At 64.1% G+C, this 20,728-nt stretch carries 21 protein-coding genes and 1 pseudogene; 18 read left to right on the top strand and 4 right to left on the bottom strand.

The genetic code is table 11. From position 1 onward, the window contains the following. The first annotated feature begins 57 nt into the window (after nucleotides 1-57). From ACLMAJ_RS38095 to ACLMAJ_RS36140, 7 genes and pseudogenes are all read left to right on the top strand, one after another. A complete protein-coding gene (locus ACLMAJ_RS38095) occupies nucleotides 58-198 on the top strand; it encodes a hypothetical protein (protein ID WP_479725047.1) in 141 nt (46 codons plus the stop codon). Further along, nucleotides 161-319 (top strand): annotated as a pseudogene (locus ACLMAJ_RS38090) (beta-ketoacyl-ACP synthase); the annotation flags it as partial. The gene ACLMAJ_RS38095 and the pseudogene ACLMAJ_RS38090, both read left to right, overlap by 38 nt. A 113-nt stretch (nucleotides 320-432) precedes the next feature. Further along, nucleotides 433-2,178 carry an N-acyl-D-amino-acid deacylase family protein gene (locus tag ACLMAJ_RS36160; RefSeq protein ID WP_412018411.1) on the top strand — a complete coding sequence of 582 codons (1,746 nt, stop codon included), beginning with the start codon at nucleotides 433-435 and terminating at the stop codon, nucleotides 2,176-2,178. Next, nucleotides 2,175-2,780 (top strand): TetR/AcrR family transcriptional regulator, encoded by a 606-nt coding sequence (locus tag ACLMAJ_RS36155; RefSeq protein ID WP_412018410.1) that lies wholly within the window; start codon nucleotides 2,175-2,177, stop codon nucleotides 2,778-2,780. The genes ACLMAJ_RS36160 and ACLMAJ_RS36155 overlap by 4 nt, the downstream gene beginning before the upstream one ends. Nucleotides 2,781-2,931: 151 nt before the next feature. Further along, complete coding sequence (locus tag ACLMAJ_RS36150) at nucleotides 2,932-4,257, top strand: lipase family protein (protein ID WP_412018409.1); 1,326 nt, start codon at nucleotides 2,932-2,934, stop codon at nucleotides 4,255-4,257. A gap of 91 nt (nucleotides 4,258-4,348) precedes the next feature. Then, nucleotides 4,349-5,644: a glycosyltransferase 87 family protein gene (locus tag ACLMAJ_RS36145; protein WP_412018408.1), complete on the top strand. Its 1,296-nt coding sequence runs from the start codon at nucleotides 4,349-4,351 to the stop codon at nucleotides 5,642-5,644. Nucleotides 5,645-5,801: 157 nt separating this feature from the next. Continuing rightward, the gene (locus ACLMAJ_RS36140; protein WP_412018407.1) at nucleotides 5,802-7,721 is read left to right on the top strand and encodes a vWA domain-containing protein; all 1,920 of its coding nucleotides are present in this window, start codon (nucleotides 5,802-5,804) and stop codon (nucleotides 7,719-7,721) included. A gap of 176 nt (nucleotides 7,722-7,897) precedes the next feature. Here ACLMAJ_RS36140 and ACLMAJ_RS36135 read toward each other — a convergent pair whose 3' ends face one another. Both ACLMAJ_RS36135 and ACLMAJ_RS36130 read right to left on the bottom strand, forming a co-directional pair. After that, on the bottom strand, nucleotides 7,898-8,653 hold the full coding sequence (locus ACLMAJ_RS36135; RefSeq protein WP_412018406.1) for a dienelactone hydrolase family protein: 756 nt from the start codon (nucleotides 8,651-8,653) through the stop codon (nucleotides 7,898-7,900). A gap of 327 nt (nucleotides 8,654-8,980) precedes the next feature. Next, nucleotides 8,981-9,187 (bottom strand): DUF397 domain-containing protein, encoded by a 207-nt coding sequence (locus tag ACLMAJ_RS36130; RefSeq protein ID WP_412018405.1) that lies wholly within the window; start codon nucleotides 9,185-9,187, stop codon nucleotides 8,981-8,983. Nucleotides 9,188-9,601: 414 nt separating this feature from the next. On the opposite strand from ACLMAJ_RS36130, the gene ACLMAJ_RS36120 reads away from it, so the two are divergent. The 3 genes from ACLMAJ_RS36120 to ACLMAJ_RS36110 all read left to right on the top strand — a co-directional run bounded on the left by ACLMAJ_RS36120 (nucleotide 9,602) and on the right by ACLMAJ_RS36110 (nucleotide 12,047). Beyond that, entirely contained in the window at nucleotides 9,602-10,732 is a 1,131-nt protein-coding gene (locus ACLMAJ_RS36120; RefSeq protein ID WP_412018403.1) for a WXG100 family type VII secretion target, read from the top strand. Nucleotides 10,733-10,801: 69 nt separating this feature from the next. Next, nucleotides 10,802-11,545: a hypothetical protein gene (locus ACLMAJ_RS36115; protein WP_412018402.1), complete on the top strand. Its 744-nt coding sequence runs from the start codon at nucleotides 10,802-10,804 to the stop codon at nucleotides 11,543-11,545. A 52-nt stretch (nucleotides 11,546-11,597) separates the two neighbouring features. After that, on the top strand, nucleotides 11,598-12,047 hold the full coding sequence (locus ACLMAJ_RS36110) for a hypothetical protein (RefSeq protein ID WP_412018401.1): 450 nt from the start codon (nucleotides 11,598-11,600) through the stop codon (nucleotides 12,045-12,047). 89 nt (nucleotides 12,048-12,136) lie between these two features. Here the strand turns inward: ACLMAJ_RS36110 and ACLMAJ_RS36105 are convergent, their stop codons facing one another. After that, nucleotides 12,137-13,306: a helix-turn-helix domain-containing protein gene (locus ACLMAJ_RS36105; RefSeq protein ID WP_479725046.1), complete on the bottom strand. Its 1,170-nt coding sequence runs from the start codon at nucleotides 13,304-13,306 to the stop codon at nucleotides 12,137-12,139. Between the two features lie 262 nt (nucleotides 13,307-13,568). Here ACLMAJ_RS36105 and ACLMAJ_RS36100 point away from each other — a divergent pair, with 262 nt between their 5' ends. From ACLMAJ_RS36100 to ACLMAJ_RS36090, 3 genes are all read left to right on the top strand, one after another. Continuing rightward, entirely contained in the window at nucleotides 13,569-13,874 is a 306-nt protein-coding gene (locus tag ACLMAJ_RS36100) for a hypothetical protein (protein WP_412018399.1), read from the top strand. Beyond that, nucleotides 13,871-14,329, top strand: coding sequence for a hypothetical protein (locus ACLMAJ_RS36095; RefSeq protein ID WP_412018398.1), 459 nt, complete (start codon nucleotides 13,871-13,873; stop codon nucleotides 14,327-14,329). Before ACLMAJ_RS36100 ends, ACLMAJ_RS36095 begins: the two co-directional genes overlap by 4 nt. A 192-nt stretch (nucleotides 14,330-14,521) precedes the next feature. Beyond that, nucleotides 14,522-14,854 (top strand): hypothetical protein, encoded by a 333-nt coding sequence (locus ACLMAJ_RS36090; RefSeq protein ID WP_412018397.1) that lies wholly within the window; start codon nucleotides 14,522-14,524, stop codon nucleotides 14,852-14,854. 182 nt (nucleotides 14,855-15,036) lie between these two features. Here the strand turns inward: ACLMAJ_RS36090 and ACLMAJ_RS36085 are convergent, their stop codons facing one another. Continuing rightward, complete coding sequence (locus ACLMAJ_RS36085; RefSeq protein WP_412018396.1) at nucleotides 15,037-15,888, bottom strand: alpha/beta fold hydrolase; 852 nt, start codon at nucleotides 15,886-15,888, stop codon at nucleotides 15,037-15,039. Between the two features lie 102 nt (nucleotides 15,889-15,990). Between ACLMAJ_RS36085 and ACLMAJ_RS36080 the strand changes: the two genes are divergently transcribed. The 5 genes from ACLMAJ_RS36080 (at nucleotide 15,991) to ACLMAJ_RS36060 (ending at nucleotide 20,693) form a co-directional block, all read left to right on the top strand. Next, nucleotides 15,991-16,476 (top strand): hypothetical protein, encoded by a 486-nt coding sequence (locus ACLMAJ_RS36080; protein WP_412018395.1) that lies wholly within the window; start codon nucleotides 15,991-15,993, stop codon nucleotides 16,474-16,476. Beyond that, nucleotides 16,473-16,883 carry a hotdog family protein gene (locus ACLMAJ_RS36075; RefSeq protein WP_412018394.1) on the top strand — a complete coding sequence of 137 codons (411 nt, stop codon included), beginning with the start codon at nucleotides 16,473-16,475 and terminating at the stop codon, nucleotides 16,881-16,883. The genes ACLMAJ_RS36080 and ACLMAJ_RS36075 overlap by 4 nt, the downstream gene beginning before the upstream one ends. Before the next feature lie 71 nt (nucleotides 16,884-16,954). Beyond that, the gene (locus ACLMAJ_RS36070; RefSeq protein ID WP_412018393.1) at nucleotides 16,955-18,277 is read left to right on the top strand and encodes a Rieske 2Fe-2S domain-containing protein; all 1,323 of its coding nucleotides are present in this window, start codon (nucleotides 16,955-16,957) and stop codon (nucleotides 18,275-18,277) included. 125 nt (nucleotides 18,278-18,402) lie between these two features. Then, nucleotides 18,403-19,743 (top strand): M20 family metallopeptidase, encoded by a 1,341-nt coding sequence (locus tag ACLMAJ_RS36065; protein WP_412018392.1) that lies wholly within the window; start codon nucleotides 18,403-18,405, stop codon nucleotides 19,741-19,743. Then, nucleotides 19,743-20,693: a DODA-type extradiol aromatic ring-opening family dioxygenase gene (locus tag ACLMAJ_RS36060; RefSeq protein ID WP_412018391.1), complete on the top strand. Its 951-nt coding sequence runs from the start codon at nucleotides 19,743-19,745 to the stop codon at nucleotides 20,691-20,693. The genes ACLMAJ_RS36065 and ACLMAJ_RS36060 overlap by 1 nt, the downstream gene beginning before the upstream one ends. The last annotated feature ends 35 nt before the right edge of the window (nucleotides 20,694-20,728 follow it).

The following is a 20,728-nucleotide window of genomic DNA, read 5'->3' as shown; positions in this document are numbered from 1 at the left end:
GTCACTCCGGTCTCGGCGTGCTCGTCCGGTTCCGAGGCGATCGCCAACGCGTGGCGCATGATCGTCATGGGTGACGCCGATATCGTCGTCACCGGTGGCGTCGAGGGCTACATCGACGCGGATCGGCGATACCGCCGAGGCGCGGGCGATCATTCGGGACGGGATTGTCCCGCCGACGCTGAACCTGGACAACCTTGATCCGGAGATCGATCTGGACGTGGTGCACGGCGAGGCTCGCCGCCAGGAGATCGAGTACGCGATCAATAACTCGTTCGGTTTCGGTGGGCACAACGTCGCGCTCGCCTTCGGTCGCTACTAGCGTCCAGCACACGGCATCTCTCGATGACATGACCGAGCAGCGCTAGATCATCGATGATCGCCGCCCAGGGCGCAGCCATTGACATTTAGCGACCGATCGGTTGCTATGTATGTGTGAGCTACGACACGATCATCAAGGGTGGGCGCTGGTTCGACGGCGCGGGCTCGACGTCGGCCATCCGACACCTCGGGATTCGAGATGGGCGCGTCGCCGCCGTGTCGGTGGAACCGCTCGATGAGGAGGGGTGCGCCAATGTTGTCGATGCCGTGGGCAAGTGGGTGCTGCCCGGCATGATCGACATTCACACCCATTACGACATCGAGGTGTTGCAGACGCCGTCGCTGAGTGAATCCGTTCGCCATGGCATCACCACGGTGTTCCTCGGTTCGTGCTCGCTGTCGACCGTGCATGTGGGAGCCACCGATGCCGGTGATCTGTTCGGCCGCGTCGAAGCGATCCCCCGCCGTCATGTGATCGATACCGTCGGCGAGAGCAAGACGTGGAGCTCCGCGCGCGAGTACGTCGCGGCCCTCGAAGCGCTGCCGTTGGGGCCCAATATCGCCGCGTTCCTCGGACATTCCGATGTGCGCTCCGCGGAGATGGGTCTCGAACGCGCCACCCGCAAGGATGTCCGGCCAACGGCTGCCGAGCTCGCGGGGATGGAAACCAAACTCACCGAAGCGCTCGACGCGGGCTTCGTCGGAATGTCCGCGCAGCAGCTGCTTTTCGACAAGCTCGACGGTGAAACCTGCCGATCGCGCACGCTGCCGTCGACCTACGCCAAGGCCAGCGAGCGCAGGCGGCTCAATGCGATCCTGCGCCGCCGCCGCCGAGTGCTCCAGGCGGGACCCGACATCACCTCGCCGCGCAGCGTCGGCGCGATGACGCTGAGCAGCCTCGGCATCTTCCGCAAACCGCTGAAAACCAGCCTGTTGTCCGCCGCCGATATCAAGGCCAGCCCCTTCCTCATCCACATACTCGGACCGATCGCGCGTCTGCTCAACCGCTTCGGTGGCGACTTCCGCTGGCAACACCTGCCGGTGCCGTTCGAGGTCTACGCCGACGGCATCGACCTCGTCATCTTCGAGGAGTTCGGTTCGGGCGCGGCGGCACTGCATTTGGCCGATCAGGTCGAGCGGAACGCGCTGATGCGGGATGAGGGCTACCGCAGGCGGTTTCGCAAGGACTACGACGCCGAGTTCGGGCTGCGGGTCTGGCACCGGGACTTCTTCGACGCCGAGATCGTGGCCTGCCCCGACGACCGGGTGATCGGCAAGACCTTCGGTCAAGTGGGTCTCGATCGTGACGGGTTGCATGCGGTGGACGCCTTTCTCGACCTGGTCGTCGAATACGGCACCAAGTTGCGCTGGCGCACAACGATTTCCAATCACCGCCCCGAGTACCTCGAGAAGCTCGGCAGCGATCCCGGTGTGCAGCTCGGGTTCTCGGATGCGGGCGCGCACCTGCGCAATATGGCGTTCTACAACTTCGGGCTGCGCTTCCTGCGGCGGGTGCACCGGGCCGAGTCGGCGGGTCGTCCTTTCATGACGCTCGAACGCGCGGTACACCGACTGACCGGTGAGCTGGCCGACTGGTACGGGCTCGACGCCGGACACCTGCGCACCGGCGACCGCGCCGACCTGGTCATCATCGACCCGGCGCATCTCGACGAGACGCTCGACGCATACACCGAAAGCCCCGTCGCCCAATTCGATAACATGCCACGCATGGTCAATCGCAACGACGACACCGTCTCGGCCGTCTTCATCGGCGGCGAGTATGTCTTCGGGAATGGCACAGCCGCACCCGCGCTCGGCACCCGCCGCACCGGAAAGTTCCTGCGGTCCGGGCAACGGTGACGGCACCGCCACGCCGCACCCAAGCCGAGCGACGAGCCACGACCATCGCCAAGCTCGTCGACGCGACAATCGAGGCCATCGCCGAGGTCGGCTATCACCGTGCCTCGCTCGGCGAAATCAGCCAGCGGTCCGGTGTATCCAAAGGCGGCATATTCCGGCACTTCGATTCGCGGATCGACCTTGTTGTCGCCGCCGCGGAGGAGGTCGGGCACCAGCACATGGCAGCCTTCAATTCCCGGCCGGTCAGCCGCGAGCGCAGGGACTTCGTGGATGTCATGCGTGCGGTCCGATCGCAGATCCGCGACCGCACCAACACCGTGTGGTTCGAACTGCTTGTTGCCGCCCGTACCGAACCGGAGCTGCGGGCGCGCCTGGCACCGGTCGCCAACGCGTTGATCGCGGACGTCGAACGGGTCGCGGTCGAAATCCTCGGCCCGGAGGTTCCTCCGGAACTCGCACGCCTGCTTGCCACCTCGCTCATCCACATGTTCGACGGCGAGGCGATCTTCCGCTCCACCTATCCGCGCCCCGAACTCGAGGACGCCAGGATCGACTATGTCGCCGAGGCTTACCGAGTGCTGGCGCAGCCGAGCCTGCGGTAAGTCCCAGGCGCGTCAGTCGTGCACACGCACAGGAGATCTCGCGAGAAGTTCGGCAGAATGCCGCTACCGCACGATAGGAAGCAGATGTTCCGATAGTTGGGACGTACTTCCCGTCCGGGATATCGCGAATACCCACATCGAGGTGGTTGAAATGGCCGATGGCCTGCTCGGAGGCATTGCCGATGCGATGGCTTCGATGGCGGTCGCGGTATGCGTGATCGTCGCCGCCCCCGTCGCGGCGGCCGATCCGTTGCCGCCCATGCCGCCGGATCAGAATCAGCTGCCGAATCTGCCTCGTGAATCGGACCTGTACAAATTCTTGCCGGTCGCCGACCCGCGGACCGACCCCTGGTACTCGCAGCCCGCGGACCTGGATGCGATGGCGAACGGCCAGATCGTGCGCACCCGGGACGTCGGCACCTACCTCACCGGCATCCCGATGCCGCTGACCACCCGCCAGATCCTTTTCCGCACAACGGATCTGCACGACAACCCCACCGTCACCGCGACGACCGTGCTGATCCCGCCGGTGCCGTGGATCGGCAGCCCGCGACCGATTCTGTCCTACCAGGAGGCGATCGACAGTAGCTCGGGGATCTGCAATCCCTCATTCACGTTGCGCGCGGGCATCTTCAAGGAGATCGCGCTGTTGACCCCGTTCCTCATCCAGGGTTTCGCCGTTGTGGTCACCGACTTCGACGGCGTGGATGCCTCGCAGATGCTGACCTTCGGCGAAGGCAGGATGGCGCTGGATGGGATCCGGGCGGCCAAGAACGATCCCGGCCTCGGGCTCGCGGAATCCGCCGTCGGGCTCTACGGGTATTCCGGTGGCGGCAGCGGGACGTCCAGGGCCGCCGAAATGCACCGGTCCTACGCTCCCGAGCTGAATATCGTCGGGTCCGCGCAGGGCGGCGTGCCCGGTGACATGGTTCAGATCGCACGGCGAAACGTCACCCACGATGCCGGTATCGCCAACTTCACCGGGCCCGGCAACTTCACCTTGTGGTTGGTGCTCGCCAATCTGACCAAGACCTACCCCGACGTCTTCGATCCGCAACGACTGTTCACCACCGAGGGGCAGGAGCTGCTGAACAACATTCAGGGACGGTGCATTTGGACCAGCGCGGCGAGCGGAGCCTACCGTCCGGTGAACTCCTACCTGAAGCCCGGCATAGCCCTCGAGGATCCGGAGATCCAGCGGGTACTGGTCGAGCAGAGTCTCGGACAGCCGCAGAACCTGCCCGGCATGCCGGTGTTTATGTGGCATGGGATCTGGGACGAGCTGTTGCCGTTCCCGGAGTCGATCCAATCGACGGTCGACAAGTACTGGGACGGCGGTGTTGATCTGCGCTACTACACGATGCCTATTCCGGAGCATGTCGCCGCCGATATCGCCGGTCTGCCCGCGGCGGTCGCCTGGATCACCGCGGTCTTGCGCGGGCTGCCGCCCGGTCCCCGATTCCGCATGGGGATCTGACGGAGCGGCAAGATCGCGATCGACTGGTAGTAATGACACAAGTACCACTACGTTGGTTGGCGAACCTGCACCCCAATCGCTGGGAGTTAGCGTGTCATCATCGACCATCGAGAGCACTGTCGCGGAGATGGCGGCGGAAACCGGGGCAACTCGCCGCACAATTCCCGCCGGCGTGTTCTGGGCGATCTGCGTGCTGGGTGTGGTTGCCGGCGGGTATTACATCGAGCAGCTGATCGTGGCGCGGCAGGCGGTGCTGCACTTGATGGACCTCGGCGTCTATCAGATCGCCGGGCAACGCGTGAGCGACGGCACTTCGGTCTACGACACTCCACTGCTCGGCAACACCCGCGGCGTCTGGGAGTTCGTCTACACACCATTCGCCGCGCTGCTGTTCGTACCGCTGGTCGCACTGCACGGTGACCTGTTCACCTATGTCGGAGGCCTCGCCAACTTCGCGATGCTCATCGCGACGGTCTGGACGGCTCTGGCGATGCTCGACTACCGGCGCGACCGGCGACTGGTGCTGTTGAGCGTGGCGGTCGCGGCGCTGCTGCTGTGGTGCGAACCCGTTCGCGAGACCATGGCCTTCGGGCAGATCAACATCTTTCTGATGCTGCTGGTGTTGGCCGATATGGCCATGCCCGATTCGTCGCGATGGAAGGGAGCGCTGACCGGGATCGCGGCCGGAATCAAGCTGACCCCGGCATTCTTTGTGATCTACCTGCTGGTCACGCGCCGATACCGGGCCGCGGCGACGGCGATCGGCGCGTTCGCCGCGACTGTGCTCGTTGGTTTCGCGGCCATGCCCAAGGACTCGCTGACGTACTGGAGCGGGGCATTCGTCGACCCCGCCCGCGTAGGTGTTCCGGAGATCGTGTCGAACGAATCGCTGCGTGGCATGGTCGCCAGGAGCGTTGGTGTGCAGGGCGTTTACCAATTGCTCTGGCTGGCGGCCGCGGCCGCGATCGCCGTGGTCGGCCTGACGCTGGCGCGGCGGCTGTCGTTCACCGGACACGAACTGTCCGCGGTGGTGCTGTGCGGGCTGATCATGGCCACGGTATCGCCGTTCAGCTGGGTGCATCACTGGGTCTGGCTTGCCCCGCTGCTGATCTATTCGACCGATCTGGCATTGCGGCGAGGCGGGGTTCTCGCACCGGCGGGCCTGGTGGTGGCGGTCGTGGTCACCTCGGGTGGGCTACTGAACTTCTACGATCCCGCCATCGTCAGCGTCTTCGACGCGTCCAAGGGCAACCTCACCGTCTGGTGCCGCAACGCCTACATCTGGCTGACGTTCGCACTGCTCGCCGTCACCGCCTGGCAACTGCGGCGCGCCGCCGACCGGACCGCTGTTCGCACCACAAACATCGAAGCCCGCTCAGAGATATAGCGGACCGGTTCGGAGAAGCCGGGACCCGGCGCATGGCATGCCCGGCCCGACGCTGGTCCTGGTGGCGGCTGGTTCATCCACTCTCAGCGGTGGGGCCATGTCCTTACTGTCGGTAACGTTTGTCCGGATTTACCGACGAACCGAGCAGACGAGGACTATGTCGAGATTTACCGAGCGACTGATAAGACCGACCGCAGCTGCCGCCATCGGCTTAGTCGGCCTGGCACTGGCCGCGCTACCCGCACAAGCAGACGACTCCGGCACTCAGCAATACGCGCCGACCATGCTCATACTTGACGCCTCCGGTTCCATGCAGCGACCGGATCCGGCAGGCACAATGATGGATGCCGCCAAGAGTGCCGTACGAAACTTCGTGGGGTCGGCGCCCGCCGAATCCCAAGTGGGACTGACTGTTTACGGCACCGCTACCGGCAACACCGAAGCCGAGAAGACTGCGGGCTGCCGTGATGTGCAGGTTCTACACAAACCCGAAACACTGGACAAGGCCGCACTGACAAGCGCCGTCGACGGCATCAAGGCCAGCGGGTGGACACCCATGGGCACCGCCTTGCGGCAAGCCGCCGAAACGCTGCCGAATTCCGGGCCGCGGTCGATCGTGCTGGTCTCCGACGGTGACGACACCTGCGCCCCACCTGACCCCTGTTCGGTCGCAAGGGAATTGAAGCAAAAGGGCGTCGATCTGGTGATGCACGCGATCGGCTTCGCGGTCGACGCCAAGGCCCGCGCTCAGTTGACCTGTATGGCCCAGGCCACCGGCGGCACCTATACCGACGCGGCCGACGGACCGGCGCTGGAGCGCACCTTGCCCCGAGTAACCGGGGCCGCACTGCGCAACTACAAGGCCGCGGGCACACCGATCACCGGCACCAAAACCTACGACACTGCCCCCAAAGCCACTCCTGGCCAATACCTCGACACCATCGGTCAGAAGGAAAAGCGCTACTGGGCGATCGACGTCCCGGACGGCGCCACCGCATATTTCAGCGGCACGGTGTCGTTCCCGAGGCAGCCCGATGTCTCGATAACCAGCGACCTCAACAGCCTGGAACTGCGCGTCTACGGCGCCGATGGCACCGACTGCAATGCCCGCGAGCTGGAGCAGGCGTCCATGTCCAGCGACGGGGTTGCCCTCACAGTGGCGCGGTCCTTCGACGGCGCGACCAAGAAACGCACCGGTGGCAGCATGGATCGCTGTCACGGTAGCGGCACGTACTACTTCACGCTGGATTGGAACAACGTGTCGAGCGGGGTACCGGAACGGTTACCGATCGAACTCCTTTTCGGCGTCGAGCCCGCGGTCTCGAATTCCGGCCCGACAGCCGTACTTCCACCGGTAAGCATCACCGAACCGACCGGCGTCGCCACGCCGTTGCCCGGTGGCGCATCCTTCAACGTCGCAAGCACACTGGCAGGCAGCGGCCGCTACACCGACACCATCCAGCAGGGCGAATATGTCTTCTACCGGGTGAAATTGGATTGGGGTCAAGGCCTCGCGTATCGGGTGCGCTTCGAACCGAACGGCGGCGGCGGTACCGAAAACATCATGAACGTCGGCACCATCCTGCACGGCCCGAGCCGAGAGCGGGTGCTGTCCGACACCGGGGCCTACACAGGCAACTCCGGGCAGGAAATGCCTGGAAAGTACGTACGGTTGGCCACCGCACCCATCCGGTACAACAACCGCGAGTCCGACGACAGCGAAACACGCAAACAGGCCATGGCGGGATGGCACTACATCGCCGTCAAGGTTGGCAGCGGCAGCAAAGGCGACAATCGTCCGGTACCCATCCAGTTGGACCTCACCGTGACCGGCGACCAGGAGCAAGGCCCGACATACTCGACCGCGGTCGGCGATGGGGTGTTCGGGGAGAAGTCCACCGGCACAGGCAAACCCGTGCAAAGCCGCGCTCCCGACCAGGCGGTAAACAGTTCGAGCAACACGGACTCGGAGTCGTCGACGAACACGATGCTGATCGCTGGTATCGGCGTCGCAGGCATTGCTGTGATCGGTGCGCTGATCGGATGGTTCGCCGTACGCAGGCGACGCCGCTCGTAGGACCTGCAACCTCGTCCTGGCGAATGCCCCTCGATAACGGCTAGGTGGCATCTGCCGGGATGATGTGGCGCTGGGCGCGTCGGTCGCCGACGCTCACATGCCGGGTCCGACGAAAGACGAGATGCGACAGCGGTATCGGCGACCGACTCCAAGCCGGTCGCCGATACTCCCTCACGTCAGGCCGGTGATGTGACGGCCAGACCGAGATGCCGGGCGAAGAACCGAGTCGAGCTGTCGACCTCGAATCTGGGCATCTCGCCATGCCCACCCACGTTGGCATGCAACGTCTTTTCCTTCGAGGCGAAGGCGTCGAACAACGCCAGACCGGATCGGCGGTCGATGTGCTCGTCGTCCCATTGGAGCAGGAACTCGATCGGAACGGTGATCCGCGCCGCCGCCTCGGCCAGGGATTCGTGCCCGAGACAACCGAAGACCGCCGCGGTGATCCTGGATTCGACCGCCACCAACGGCACCCCGATCCCGGTGCCCTGCATGATGCCCCAGAAGCCGATGGGCCCTTCGACACCGATCTCCGGCAGACCTTGGAGGGCGTCCAGCGTCGCCTGCCATTCCGGCACGGCACGCGCCGCCAGGTCGATGTGGAACTCCACCACGACCGGGACCAGCGGCTCCCCCGCCGCCTGAGCTTGCCGCAAAACGGCGATGTGCTGCTCGTCCGCCGCCGTTCGGGGCCGGTCGCCGTGTCCGGGCGCGTCGATGGCGGCGACGTGGAAACCGCAGTCGGTGACGAAACGTTGTGCGCGGCCCAGGATTCCCGGTGCCCTCTTGTGCTGGCCGCCGCTGTGCGCCATCAGCACCAGAGGCGCGTGACCAGAAGCGGCTGCGGGCGACCAGAGCACGCCGGTGACCTCACCAAGAGTGAAATTGCGTTCGACCACACCGTTCGACGATGTCTCCGCAGTGAAATGCATAGTTGTTGCCTTTCGGGATTGCCCTGTTGTCGAGGCGCTCCCGGCGACACCTACGTCAATCGCCCAGCCGTGAAAAGAGAGAGCACCCAATCGGTACAGCGTTCATGGGTCTCACCTCCTCGCACGACATCACGGTCTCCCAGACGGTACCAGTCCGAGCGTTGTGCCATCCAATCCTTTTCTGCCGGGACGTGGGGCCGCCCTCGCCGGCCAAGAGCAACGAGGACCTAGCCGTCCGCGTTATGTTGCGGCACTGAAGCTTTGGGAATACGGAGACGGCAACGGCCCCGCTCCGACACGTACGAAGCAGGGCCGTTCGCTTGATCGTCAGGCGCGGGTGAACTCGCCGTCGCGCACGCCGGCGGTGAAGGCTTCCCACTCGCCGGGCCCGAAAACCAGGGCTGAGCAGGCGGGGTTCTTCGAGTCACGCACCCCGATCAGGTCGCCATCGAGGAACGCGACCTCCACACACTGACCATTGGATGCGCTGCGGCTGCTCTTTAACCAGCGTGCCCCGGACAGGTCAACGGTCACCGTACTTCTCCTTCGCCACCTGTCATAGCAGGTCTCGCGTGCTCTTCTCATCCAGCGCTCTCCGCCGGATATCGTCGGCCATTCCCGTGTATCGCTCGACCAACTCGGGCCTCTCGAGGTAAAGGTCACTACTCATGACGAGATGCGACAGCGAAACATTGTGCGCGGCCCAGGATTAACGCTCGCCTACTTAGTAGGCCGCGAATGGTCGTCACCGTGGTTGCAGTGCCAAGACGACACCCTGACCTCCCCAACCCGCCCGCCCCACCCGTCGGGGTGTATAGTCTTTACGAAGATCAGCATGGGGGTGCGTTCCAATGTCGATGCGTAGCAATACATTCCGACGATGCCATGACTACGGGGAAGTGATAGTTCGAGCCGACGCCAATCCGGCTGGAGCACTCCGGAGGCGGCGTGGATGACCTCACGGTTGACGTGACCAGCCTTGCCGGATTCAAGTTGGATCTGCAGGACCTGGAAATAAATTCTTCATCGAATGCGTCGCGCTTACTGTCCGCAGTGTCGCTTCCCACCGGCTCAACGGGGCTCATCGCCACTCTTACAACATCATTCGGAAAGTTTCAGAGTGACGTCTCCACAGCGCAGCAAGCTGACCTGACTGCCGTCGGCACCCTGGGCACGAACCTTTCCATCGCGGCAACCAAGTACCAAGCGACCGACGACACGAACGCGAACGCGATTTCGGCGGCATCGACGAACGACTTCGGGAACTCAGGCGCATCCGGCTCAACTGGCGCTACACAGGGCGTCACCCGATTCGGTGGTTTGCAGTTGCCCAGCCTGATGGAGGTTCAGGAGAACCAGTACACGGTCCGCCAGGTGGTCACGTCGGCGATCAGCCAGATCTCGGTCTACGACGAACCGTTGAGCGCAGCGATCGGAATCAAGCCCACGGCGGACTATCTCACTCCATTGGTAGCAGACTGGGAGGTATTGCAAGCCATAGGAAAACGGATCGGCCTACTCGGAATCAACGACTTTGTCACCTCCGAAAACCTCATCAGCGGCACCAGATGGTTGCAAAGTAGCTGGTCCGGGGAGGCCTCACGGACCTTCGGAGCAAGCGCGAACACTCTCGGGCAATCGGTCGCCGGGCGAAGCCTCGATCTGGATGTAGTGTCGAAGATCATTGAGAATGGCGGGGCATGCCTCGAGCGACTGGTCTACAACCAGGCGATAGGTCTCAGTGGCGGACTCTTGCAGCCAATGAGCTTTTCCGACTCTACATTCCCGCTTGGCGTGTGGGCACAGTTGATCAATAGTCCGATGCAGGAATCCATTAGGTCGGAGATAGCCTCGGCAGTCGAGTCGCTCGAGAAGTCTGCGGAGTCGCGACAGAGTGCGATGAAGACGATGATCGAGAAGATTTCGCAGGCGTTGGATTATTCGCCCGAGCGAACGGTGCCTACATACAACACGAGCGAGTTCGAAATTCCAGACAAGGTTGTAGTGGATTTAGGTGTTACGAAATATGGATTCGGAAACAACGTGTGGTGGAAGGAAGGCATTGACTCCGCCACATAACACATCAATTCCGACCGGTCATTCCACGTTTGGATCCGGTCGATCCACAGCTACCAACAAAAGGGCGTGATGACACCGCAGATCCCTGGTATGCCAATGCCATTGCCGCCTACAGACCCCGGGGCCGGTGGATATAATTCGCAACCGTGGTATAGCCGTGCTGACGACATAGCATTCGCGAAGGTAGCGCTTGCCGCGGCACTGGCCGCAGATGCTAAAGGGCTTACCCACGCATCAGCCCATATGCGCCACTATCTCAGCAACACCGGTAATGACCTCGAGCTCGATCCGGATCAGATCGAGCAAGACGATCCCAAACTCAAGCAGCTCGTCGACCAAATTGTCTCCGAAGCCGCCCGAGGAATCGCTAGCGACGCAGGAAACTATGATAAAGCGGTTCAGTTCCAGTTACCATGGGACTGGGACCATACATTTGATCGAGATGATAAGCGAGACTGGTTCCTGGCGATAGGCTCAGTGCACGTTACCGCCTGCGGAGCAGTCACCGTTCATAAACCAGATACCGAAGGCGCGCAACCACGTGTCTCTGTCTATTTTCAGTCCCACCTATTCGACCGCTACAACTGGGATGGAACGAACAAAGACGACACGAAGAAGACCGACATTCTCGGAATAGAAGTAGGTGATGTCCAGCTGGGTGGCTTGCACACGGCCGGCGTGGCGAAGGAATTCAATATGATCGGTTCATCAGTGATCAAACTCTACGAAGGGGTTGTTCCCACCAGTGGTTCTATTAGCCTTCCAACCGGACCGGAAAGCCGCAAAAACACCCACACCGATCCGACCCGGTGAGGCTCCTTCGATAAGGGTTCGCCAGGGAGCGCTACTTGCCCTGATGGTCTGCATGCTTGTTGCGGTATCGCTTGTCGGTACCGGATGCGACAGCGCCATCGATCGCGCTGTACCGGCACCGCAAAGCGAGGACTCGACCGGGCCGGAGCTGGTGAAAGAAGCGACCGAGTTCGGCGGGTGGGCGCTTCCCGAGAGCGCGAAGATCCTCCTCGCGAGGAAGGAGATCGTACGCGACACAAAATACCTAATTGCCGCGGAGATGTCTCCCACCGACTTGGCATGGATGCTGGAGAAGTCTGGATTCACAGCCGCTTTCAGGAAGCGGTACCCGCCAATTGCTGATACGACGATTGCCGGGCCCGATCTGACAACCTCGCCAAATGTTCAGTCGGCCCAGGATGTGTTTCAATCACCTACGGGAGTGGGAATGTTCCGCAATGTCCTTGTCGACGAACGCGATGCGGAAGCTCGTATAGTCCACATCGCGTTCCGCGGGGTCTGAAGGCTGATCGACACACCACTGGCAGGTTCGGGTGAACTCGCCATCCTGCACGCCAGCAGTGAAAGCTTCCCACTCGATGGAATGTCGATCTATGTGGCAGCTGCGAAAGCATCCAGTTCTCGGACCGCGCTGGTGTTCTCCCAAGGCGCCAGCAGCTGCCTGGTTTCCGCATACTTTCCGCGCAGCCGCGGTGAGGTGTTTTTGCGTGACAGCGCTACCGCTTGCTTCGCGGCGGCGACCGAACGATCGAGATCCAATGGCGCGGCGATCCGAGCCAGGCGCAGTAGTGTCAGCGCACGATGCCGTGCCGCGTGGTCGGGGATGAACCGCAATGAGTCCTCGACGGATTCGGCAGCCCCACGTCTGTCACCTGTGGCTTCGAGGACGGATCCGGTTACGTCGCTGGTCACCCAACCTGCCATCCAATAGGCAAGCGACTTGTCCGGCGTCGTTTCGGCCACATGGTCACCTGAGACTGTTTCCAGCTGCCGTCGAGCATCTTGACGGCGATTGGCGTGCGCGAATGCTTGTGCAGCCCGCAACGCTCGATAGTCGGCCAACCTGCGATCACGCACATTGATGCCGAGCGCCGCATCTGCATAATCCGCTGCGTCGGCGAACCGGCGGGTCCACACCGCAAGGTCAGTTCGATGAGCCATCACCCCGGCCTGTACGTCGGTGTCACCGGCGTCCACGGCATGCTCGAACGCCTGCCCGAACAGCGCGTCGGCAAGTTTGACGTCGCGCTGATCCCACGCCGCCCAGGCCGAGGACGCGACCGCCTCCGCGGTCAATCGAGACAGTTGTGGTTTCAACAGTTCTGGGCAGTCTGGCAACAGGGTGACGCAAGTACGCGCCATCGCGTCCACCAATGCCTTTGCGGCATCCGACCCGAGCGAATCATCCAACAACATTCCCGAATGCATCGTGGTCCGCAGGTGATCAATCGCTGCGGGAGTCACAGTCGGCCGTGTAGTCCCCGCTGTTGCCGCAAGCGCCGCCGTCGTCATGAGGAATTGTCTGCGGTCCATATCGGTCTCCTCAGCCAGGACATCAAAGCGCGCCCGCGCCACAGGGTCCAGTGTCGCGAAAACCTCGTCGAGTGCAAGCTGCGCGCCAGCGTTGACCCCTGATTCCCCGCGCTCCCAACCCGAAACTGTCCGCTGACCAGACCGGATCAGCTGGCCAAAATCACGCTGGTTCATGCGCAGCGCCTTCCGCAGCGCTCGAACCAAGTCACCGGTCCACCAAGTTGTCACGTCCGCCCCTCGCTAAAGATAGCTCAGACCTGCATCTCTCCACTCTGCGCTGCGCATCGTCCCAGGACCAGGCTTGGAACGTACAGGAAACCGGCAAACCAAACCCTCGATGTGCGAAGACAGAGACCAAGCCGATGTCCCTGAACAACCCGCGATTCGTGAACGCGCTTGCAACCCATGCGCGGTCGCTTTCGAACATCTTCGCGGTGTCGGGGTGACCACTCCCCCGGCATCGCGGGGTCAATCCGACAAGAGGGTGACGATGAATCGATATGCGTTGCGCACCACTGAAACTCAGGATGGGAAGTTGGTCCAGTGGCGCTTGGTTGACAAGGCCGTGCGGGTTGTGCGCCTTCGGGTGACGGGCGACTCGTCCCCCGCCTACCAGTACCCCAAGACGCCGCTACCGTCCGCCCAGCCGGGCTCGGTGTTCTTCGATGACGACCGGCTGCCGGACCTCGTCCAAGTTCGCGCGTGGTTTCCCAAGCACGAAACCCTTTGGGACGCACTGCGCGATGACTACTGGGCCGCGCTGCTGCATACCGTCGACAAGAGGCACAAACCATGACGATGACCGACCCGACGCCGCAGCGCATATCAGAACTCACGCACACCGCTTTGGACGAACTGCACCGCTGGGGCATGCCGCCGCTGTTTTTCGCCGTGCTCCGCCCGGAACACGACCGGTTTCAGTTCTTCGTTACCGCGCTCGAGAACTACCCGCGTCGCACTCTCGCCGACATCGCCACCGATCTGCTCACCGATGCGCCCGGCCTCCCCGTATTCGCGTTCGGCATCGCCTTCGATGACCGCGACAGCACCGATCTCGGCACTCTCGGCGTGGTGCTGATCGCCGACCGGCACGCCAACCTGTGGCGCGCGGTGAACATCAAGGGACTCCCCGGGTTCGAACCCATACTCGGCTACCACCCTGCCGGGACGGCAGCGCCCGGCGGCACGCTCTCCGATGAAATCCGTTCGGCAGGCGCAATTTTGGCACGGGCACCCCATGTCGGGCGCTGATGTCGGGCGCACGCAGATCCGTCGGAATGCCATCCGAACGCTCGACACTCGGTACCCGGCTGGTAGCCGGCGGCAGTCTGCGGCGGCATCCAGCAACTTCACAGCTGGGCAACACCGTGCTTGCAGCAACGGCCCGTTGACTGAGATCAGTGAGTCGCCGCACGGTCACTCACCCGACGGAAGGAACTCCTCTTGTCCACCATCACCTCTCGTTCGCGTCGAATCGCGGCGCGCGTGGCCGTTGCCGGAGTAATCGCGATCGCGCCGATCTCGGCGCTTGCGGTTACAGCCTCCGCCGAGCCAACCCAGGCCACCGATATCTCAGCCGTGGCCTCCGACACGGTGCCGCTCCAGGAGATCGGCTACCCCGGCGAGCAAGGCCCCGATTGGCAGGGCGGCCGCGATGGTCACGACGGACCGGGCGACCATGACGGTCGCGGCGGACCCGACCGACCGGGCGACCATAACGGTCCCGATAGGCCCAACCCGGCTCCCCTGCTCAGCACCGGATCCTTCGGCGGCTGATCCGCGACTCAGAAAATAGCCCACGGCCACTCCCTGTCGATCACGACGGGGAGTGGCCGAGCGACTGCGCGCCCCTACGCTCGCCGCCATTTCGCTGCACCCCCAGGACCTGGCAGGCAACCCTTACGTGAGCCGGGACGGAACGGGCGGAATCGAGGGTAAAGCGCCTGCGATCGTGGTGGTCACGGGTGTTGTTGGTCGAGGAACCCGGTCACTGCCGCGTAGTAGTCGTTCGGCCGCTCCTCCTGGAGGTGGTGGGAAGCTCGGTCCATTACGTACATGTGTCCGTGCTTGATCATCCGGGCCAGCATCAGTGGATAGTCGGGGGTCAGAAATGCGTCGTACATGCCCCAGGCGAACAGAACCGGCGCCTCGATCATCGCGAGTTCGGCAGTCAGGTCTTGCCAGTCGCCGCGCGGGTTGTCCGACGCCGCCGCCAGTGCCATCTCTTCGGGGTCGAGGCTCTGCTGATAGCGCATCTCGAGGGTTTCCTCGGGGAGTCGGTCGCCGTCGAACCATTCGAGCCGGGTGATCAGCTGCCGCATCTTCTCCCGGGTCGGCCCCTCGCCGCCGTAGTAGATGTCGCGGGCGTTGCGACCGCGTCGGCCGTCTTCGGGCAGCGGGGCGAGCGGACCATAGAACACCGGCATGCTTCCGGTAATGACCAGCGAGCGCACCCGGTCCGGATATTTGGCGGCCAGATTCAGTGCGATCGTGCCGCCCCACGAGTTGCAGATGAAGTCGGCGCGTTCGATACCGAGTTCGTCCAGTAGCGCAACCGTCTTGGCGGCGTGGAAATCCCACATCGGACCCGCGATAGTGCATTTGTCGGACCGGCCGTACTGCAGGATGTCGACGAGGATCGCGCGGCGATCTTGCGCGAACAACGGTGCGACCGGTCCGAAGTCCGACCAGGCGGTGCAGCCGGGCCCGCCGCCGTGCAGGAAGATCGTGGGAGAGCCGGCGCCGAGGTCATGGAAGTGGTATTTCACGCCGTCCGCGGTGGCGTACAAGCTGTCGGGTCGATGTGTCATAGGCACACCTGACCCCATCGCACGCGGGTGCGGAAAGGATCACGGTCCGCTGGGCGGTCCTGATCGGTGGCCGCGCGCACCGGCCGGATCTACTTTCGATTGATGAGAACCGATCTGCATACCGCACAGGAGCGGGCCGGGCGGCTGATCGGCGCCGTCGATCGACGTCGGCTCGGCCAGGTGCGCGCCGAGGAGTCGATTGCCTTCGCCCGAGCCTGCGCGGCGGAGGACCCCCGGTTCCTCGACGGCGCCCACCCCGACTTCGCGGTGCACCCGATGTACCTGCCGAGCCTGCTGCGCGGCCCGCTCGGGGGCCAGGATCCGGAATATCGCGACGACGGCATGTTCGCCGACGAGGTGCCGGGCACCGCCGGGCTCGACGTGCGGCTGATGGCGGGCGGGCAGCAGATCGCCTTCCTGGCGCCGACGCCGCTCGGCGAGGAGATCGAGGTGATCCGGGTGATCGAGAAGGTCGAGTCCAAAGGTCGGCCGGACTCGCCGTTTCTGCTGATCACCGTCGTCAAGTCATATCGCGCCGCGGTGGCGGGCGAGTTGGCCACGGTCACCGAACGGTTCATCGTCCGATGACGACCGGACCCGCCGTCGGCGACATTGTCGAATCCGTTGCACTGCACACGGATCCGGTACGCGTGCTGCGCTTCGGGGCCGCCACCCATAATGCGCACCGGATCCACTACGACACCGCTTACGCGAAGGCCGAAGGCCTGTCGGATCGGGTGGTGATGGCGCAACTACACGGCACGTTGTTCTTCCGTGCAGCAGCCCGGTTCGCGGGCGGTGCGGCCGGCGTGCGCAGCGTCGAGTGGCGCAATCGCGCGCCCGCGTACGTCGGCTGCGTGCTGACCGTGACCGGCTCGGTGCGGGCGGCGCACAGCGATCGGATCGAACTCGAGCTGGTCGAGCACAGCGACGACGGCACCATCTGCGCCGTCGGCGCAGCCGTGATCGCGCCGAATGCGCACCCGGTCTGCTGAGCGAACCGAATCCGTTGGAGCGAAGCGTGGCGCGGCGCAGGATCTGCGTACCGACTTCGAGAGGACTTCAGATGACTGGTGCCGAGGCATCGGAGCCCACCATGACGCTCCCCGAGCGGCCACGCGCGGCCGGTCGACAGGATTGGACCGCGTGGCCCCGATACGACGAGGCAGGCAGCGGCTACCGGGGCTACTGGTATCCGGTGACCTGGTCGAGTCACATCACCAAGGATCCCAAGAGCTACACCGTCTGCGGCGAGAAGCTCGCGATCATCCGGGACGACGGCAAAGCCTATGCGCTGCACGACCGTTGTCCGCACCGCGGCGTCCCGCTCTCGGAGGGCGACCAGCAGTTCCCGGGGACGGTCAGCTGCCCTTACCACGGATGGACCTTCCGGCTCACCGACGGCAAGCTGGCCGCGGTCATCACCGATGGCCCGGACTCGAAGATCTGCGGCAAGCTGTCAGTGCAGACCTACCCGGTCCAGGAGCGACTCGGCATGGTCTGGGTGTATATCCCGATCGGGAGCGAGCCCGCCACGTCGATCGACGACCAACTCCCACTGGAATTGGTCGAGAACGAGGGCATCGTCGGCGGTCGCATCCAGCGTCGCGGTGGCAACTGGCGTTTCGCGTGTGAGAACGGTTTCGATGAGGGCCACGCGAAATACCTGCACCGGACGTCGCTGTGGCGACTGTTCAAACCGATGCCGACCTGGAATATCACCAGCATCGTGCCCGACGGGCGCTGGATCTACCGGGTGCAAGACGAGGTGTACTGGGAGGCCGACTTCCCGGGTGTCGGTAAGTGGACCAACAAGCGTTGGTGGAAGAAGAAGCCCGATGAGGGCAAGATCTCGCAGATCGGCAATACCGGTGCGGGGCTGAAGGTGAATCCGGTGATCGCCGCGCAGAACTTCCCTGGTTTCGCCTCGTTGTCGATGCCCGGCGTGCTGCGCATAGCGTACCCGACCTTCATCCACTACGAGTTCTACGTGCCGGTGGACGAGGACAACCACCAGTACGTCGGCCTGATGGTCAATTTCGTCACCGGTGTCAAGAAGCTCGGGTTCTACGCCAAGTACCTCGGCGCGATCCGCTGGCTGTTCCACGGCCAGTTCTCCGGGCAGGACGAGTGGATGGTCCGCGTCACCGACGCGCCACCGGAGAAGTTGTATCGCCCAGACGTGTCGCTGACCGCGTGGCGAAACCTGGCCGAGCGGGAATACGCCGAAAAGATCGCCGCCGCGGTGGCATACGCACCCGACCCGCCGGTCCGGGCGGCGCGCGAACACCGTAAGCCGGTGGCGCGCAACCCTGTCGCACCGGCATCCGAGGCCACCGCACCCGGCGTCGAGGCCGGCGCCACACCGGCCACCGGCACCACCGAGTAGAGGAGACCTCCGATGTTCAAGACCCTCATGAGCGTGACAATCGGCGTGCTGCTGGCCATGGGCGCGCCAAAGGCCTGGCGCCTACTCGCCGCGCGCACCAATACCCAGGTGCACCAGGTCAACCCGTGACCGTCGGCGCCGATCCGCTCGCCGGTCTCGACGAGACTCGGCGGCGGTGGACCGAGCAGGCGTGGGCTCGAATCGACCGGAAACGGCTGCGCGACCTGATCGCCGCCATGGTGGACATCGCGAGCCCCACCGGTGATGAAGCGCCGCTCGCGCGGCACATCACCCGGACCCTCGCGGAGCGCGGCATCGAGTCGCACACGATGTATCTCGATGACCGGCAAGCCAATTCGTGGGGGCGACTGCGCGGCGACGGCACCGGACCCGACCTGTTGCTGTACGCGCCGATCGACACCGTCACAAGCGGGAACGTCGAAGAAGACCTGCCATGGGCCGCGGACACGCTGCGACCGGACCTCACCGCGCGAGCGGTGGCCGACGACGACTACGTGATCGGTCTCGGCGCGTCCAACCCCAAGGGCCACGCAGCGTGCGTGCAGGCGGCCGTCGAAGCGATCCGCGCCGCCGAGCTGCCCCTGACCGGGGACCTGCTGGTCGGATTCGGTGCCGGCGGGATGCCGACCAACGCGCGCCCCGGTGTCGGCAACCCGCGCCGCAATACCGGTCAGGGAGTCGGCTGCTCCTTCCTGCTCGAGCAGGGCGTCTGGGCGGATTTCGCGCTCATCGCCAAACCCGGGTGGACGGTGTCGTGGGAGGAGGTCGGTCTGAGCTGGTTCGAAATCACCGTGTACGGCAGCCATACCTATGTCGGGTCGCGGCATCGACTTCCATACCGCAACTCGGTGGCGCTCGCCGGGGAGGTTGCGCTGCGACTGGAGCGCTGGTTTCCGGAGTACTCGGCCGCGCACCGCGACGGGCTGGTGTCGCCGCAAGGCATGGTCGCCAACATTCGCGGCGGTTGGGAGCGCACCGCGTCGTTCACCCCGCAATTGGTGCGGATGATGGTGGATCTGCGGCTGAGTCCGCGCACGACGCCGACAGCGGCGAAACGTGAAATTGTCGCGGCGGTGCGTTCGATTGCCGCCGAACTCGATGCCCGCGTCGATGTCGAACAGATCGTCGCCATTCGAGGTGAGTCATCTGACCCTCGAATGTGGTTGTGCCGCAGCGCTGTTCAAGCATGGGAGGCGGCGGACGGCGGCCCGCACCGCGAGGTACGCGACGGCAGCGGCGCCACCGACGCGAACATCCTGCGCGGCCGCGGCATCCCCACCGTGCGGGTCGGCATGCCCAAGGTCCTCGACGCGCCCTTCGAGGTGGATTTCGCGATGGGCATGAACACGGTGGAGCTACGCGAAGCGGAGCGGCTGACCCGATATCTCGTCCGCGTCGCCGTCGACACAGTCACCCGGACACTCGAGGAAGTAGGAATCAACTGATGGCGAAGATCGTGCTCGGTGTCGGCGCCTCGCACAGCACCCTGATGAACACGCACTGGGAGGAGACCACCCACAAGGCCGAGGCCGAGCGTTTCCGAGACGCACTGTACGCGACCCGCGAGCGCATCGCCGCGGCACGACCGGACGCGGTGATTCTGCTCGGCTCCAACCACTTTCGCGGATTCTGGCTCGACTTGATTCCGCCGTTCACGCTCGGTGTCGGCGAATGCAATGCCAGCGGCGAATCGGGCACGCCCGCCGGACCACAGCAGGTCGATGTGGCACTCGCACAGCACCTGGCGGCCGAGGTCATCGAGGGCGGTCGGTTCGACCTCGCCTTCTCCGCCAGGCTGCAGATCGACCACGGCCAGTCGCACGCCATCCAATACCTGCTCGCGGGACTGGATGTCCCGATCGTGCCCCTGGTGGTCAATGTGTTCGCGCCACCGCTGCCGACGTTCAAGCGGTGCGAAGAACTCGCTCTCGCGCTCGGTGCGGCGATCGAATCCTTTCCGGAAGACAGGCGGGTGGTGGTGATCGCCTCCGGCGGGCTCTCCCATCAGCTGCCGTGGCCGGACTGGCGTGATCCACACGGCGAGGACGAGGACTTCATGGTCCAGGCCTGGCTCGACGGCAGGGAGAATTGGGCCGACTACGACGTTCGCCGCCGCCAGATCATCCGGGCAGCCGAAGCCGCTATCTCCCCGGAGTTCGACAACCGAATCCTCGACCTGTTCGAAACGGGCAAGGCGGCCGAACTGGCCGAGTACACCACCAGCGAGCTGGAGGAAGCGGCCGGAAACGGCGCCCAGGAATTGCGCACCTGGCTGATGATGGCGGCGATCATGAAATACATTCCCGCGCAACGGCTTGCCTACGAAGCGATTCCGGAATGGTTGACCGGTATGGGCGTCGCAGTCCTCGATCCTGCCACGCGGCCGACGCATTGATTCGCTAGCTTTCCCACCCACCATTCGTAAAGGAA

Origin of the sequence: Nocardia arseniciresistens (genome assembly GCF_046764875.1) — a bacterium.
Taxonomy (GTDB): Bacteria; Actinomycetota; Actinomycetes; order Mycobacteriales; family Mycobacteriaceae; genus Nocardia; species Nocardia arseniciresistens.
The sequence above is the reverse complement of the archived record's forward strand: the minus strand, read 5'-3'. Positions and strand labels throughout refer to the sequence as shown.